Source organism: Pseudoalteromonas sp. K222D, from assembly GCF_017653575.1.
GTDB lineage: Bacteria > Pseudomonadota > Gammaproteobacteria > Enterobacterales > Alteromonadaceae > Pseudoalteromonas > Pseudoalteromonas nigrifaciens.
In genome coordinates this window covers 1-2,353 of record NZ_JAGGDL010000082.1, presented here as the reverse complement: position 1 = coordinate 2,353, position 2,353 = coordinate 1, and the positions used below count along the sequence as shown (strand labels likewise).

2 protein-coding genes are annotated in these 2,353 nt (G+C 42.8%); both read left to right on the top strand.

Translation table 11 applies throughout. From position 1 onward, the window contains the following. The first annotated feature begins 123 nt into the window (after nucleotides 1-123). Complete coding sequence (gene istA, locus J5X91_RS17920) at nucleotides 124-1,668, top strand: IS21 family transposase (protein ID WP_086961189.1); 1,545 nt, start codon at nucleotides 124-126, stop codon at nucleotides 1,666-1,668. A gap of 28 nt (nucleotides 1,669-1,696) precedes the next feature. Further along, nucleotides 1,697-2,353 (top strand): IS21-like element ISShfr5 family helper ATPase IstB (istB, locus tag J5X91_RS17915; RefSeq protein WP_208835388.1); only part of this gene is annotated, 657 nt, incomplete at its 3' end.

The window sequence follows — 2,353 nt, the reverse complement described above, 5'->3', positions numbered from 1 at the left end:
TTTTCGGTCAAAATGGTATTGAGTGATCGGCTTGAATGGTATCGTTCAATTTGTACACGTTTTTGTCTAGCCAGTAGGTGTTTTTAACCGTTATTCTTTTCATTTTTGATGATGAGAATGACCATGCCAACGGCACCTATTTCAATGCGTAAACTTAAAGAGATTTTAAGACTAAAATACAGCTGTAAACTCAGTCATCGTCAGATAGCAACAAGCTTATCTGTTTCACCCTCAATCGTGTCTAAATATGCCTGTAAATCAGCAGAGTTAGATATTACTTACTGGCCGCTTGATGAGAAGTGGGATGATCACGCTCTGCAACAAGCGTTCTTCAAAACAAAGCCTCGATTAAAGGGCTTTACCATTCCTGACTGGTCGTTAGTTCAGCAAGAGCTTCGGCCTAAAACCATGACGTTGTTGCTGCTTTGGGAAGAATACAAAGAGCGGCACGCGGAAGGTTTTTACAGTTACACTCACTTCTGCCGTCAGTACAAGGCATGGCTTAAATGCCAAAAACCCTCCATGCGACAAAATCATAAAGCAGGTGAAAAACTGTTTGTGGATTACTGTGGCCCAACCATGAGTATTGTTGATACAAGTACAGGCGAGTGTCGTACTGCACAAGTGTTCGTTGCGGTCATGGGTGCATCAAATTATACCTATGCCGAAGCGACTTACAGCCAGAAACTCGAAGATTGGGTGATGAGTCACGCCCGTTGTTTTGAGTTTCTTGGCGGTGTTCCTGAGCTAATAATTCCTGACAACCTTAAAAGTGCCGTCACCAAACCGTGTCGATATGAGCCTGACTTAAATCCAACCTACCAACAACTAGCGACACATTACGATACGGTCATTGTGCCCGCTAGACCCTATAAACCAAAGGATAAGGCTAAGGCTGAAGTGGGTGTGCAAATTGTTGAACGTTGGATAATGGCGCGCCTTCGCAATGAAACCTTCTTTAGCTTGCGTCAATTGAACCTGAAAATACAAGCATTACTGGTCGATTTAAATCAACGTAAAATGAAAAAGCATCCTGGCTCACGGCTCAGTCAGTTTGATGCTATCGACAGACCTGCACTCAAACCACTGCCTACACAGCCTTACAGCTATACCTTAGTAAAACAGGTGAGCGTGCATATTGATTATCATGTGGAAATTGAAAAGCACTACTACTCAGTGCCACATACCTTAATTAAACAAAAGCTTGAAGCCCATGCCTCCGGGAAGTTGGTGACACTCTACCATCAAGGCATACGAGTCGCTGTTCACCCCAGATCATACCGAGAAGGTGCGCACACCACGCTTGATCTGCATATGCCTATCGCTCATCAAAAGCAGCAACAATGGACACCACAGCGGTTCGAACGCTGGGCGAGTAAATTTGGCACATCAACTGAGCAGTTTGTTATGCAATTGATGCAAGCTAAAAAACATCCAGAGCAAAGCTACCGTGCTTGTATGGGGTTATTAAGCCTAGGTAAAAAGTTTAGTGATCAACGTCTTGAAGCCGCCTGTCATCGCGCATTAACCACAGGTGTTACTCGCGTTAAACAAGTAAAGACTATCTTAGAAAAAGGCTTGGATAAACAACCCTTGCCACAAGCTCAAGGTGATTTACTACAAGATATTGATCATAAAAATATCCGTGGCAACCACTATTACCATTAATAAAAATTAACAAACCATAGGAAGACTTATGCAAAATATCAATCAACAAGTTAATAATCAGTTAAGTAATTTAAAGCTAAGCGGCATACGTGATGCGCTATTGCAGCAATACGAGCAACCCAATTTATACGTTGAACAAAGCTTCGAAGAGCGGCTAAGTTTATTGCTTGAACATGAAATAACGCAGCGTGATCAGCGTAAAATAGATCGCCTAACGCGACAAGCAAAGTTCAGAGTTGGCGGCACACTTGCCCAACTCAACTATGGCGCAGCACGACAACTCGATAAAGCTCAGATCCGTTCATTAGCACAAGGTGAATGGCTTCGTCTTCACCAAAACATCTTGATCACAGGAGCAACAGGTTGTGGCAAAACTTACCTCGCTTGCGCGCTTGGTCAAAACCACTGCCAACAAGGGAGTAGCGTTTATTATTTTAGGCTCAAAGAGCTATTAGAAAAGATGTTTCTAGCGCAAGCCGATGGTAGTTATCGAAAACTGATCAACAAGCTTAGCTCTGCCAATTTACTGATCTTAGATGATTGGGGATTAGAGCCATTAACGGCTCAACAACGGAGTGATTTACTGGAATTAATTGATGCAAGATATGATACAAAATCGACCTTAATAGCGAGTCAATTACCGATAGAAAATTGGTATGAAATGATCGGAGAATCGACACACGCG

Coding starts and splice junctions, on each gene's coding strand:
- istA (WP_086961189.1), top strand. CDS start 124: ATGCCAACGGCACCTATTTCAATGCGTAAACTTAAAGAGATTTTAAGA.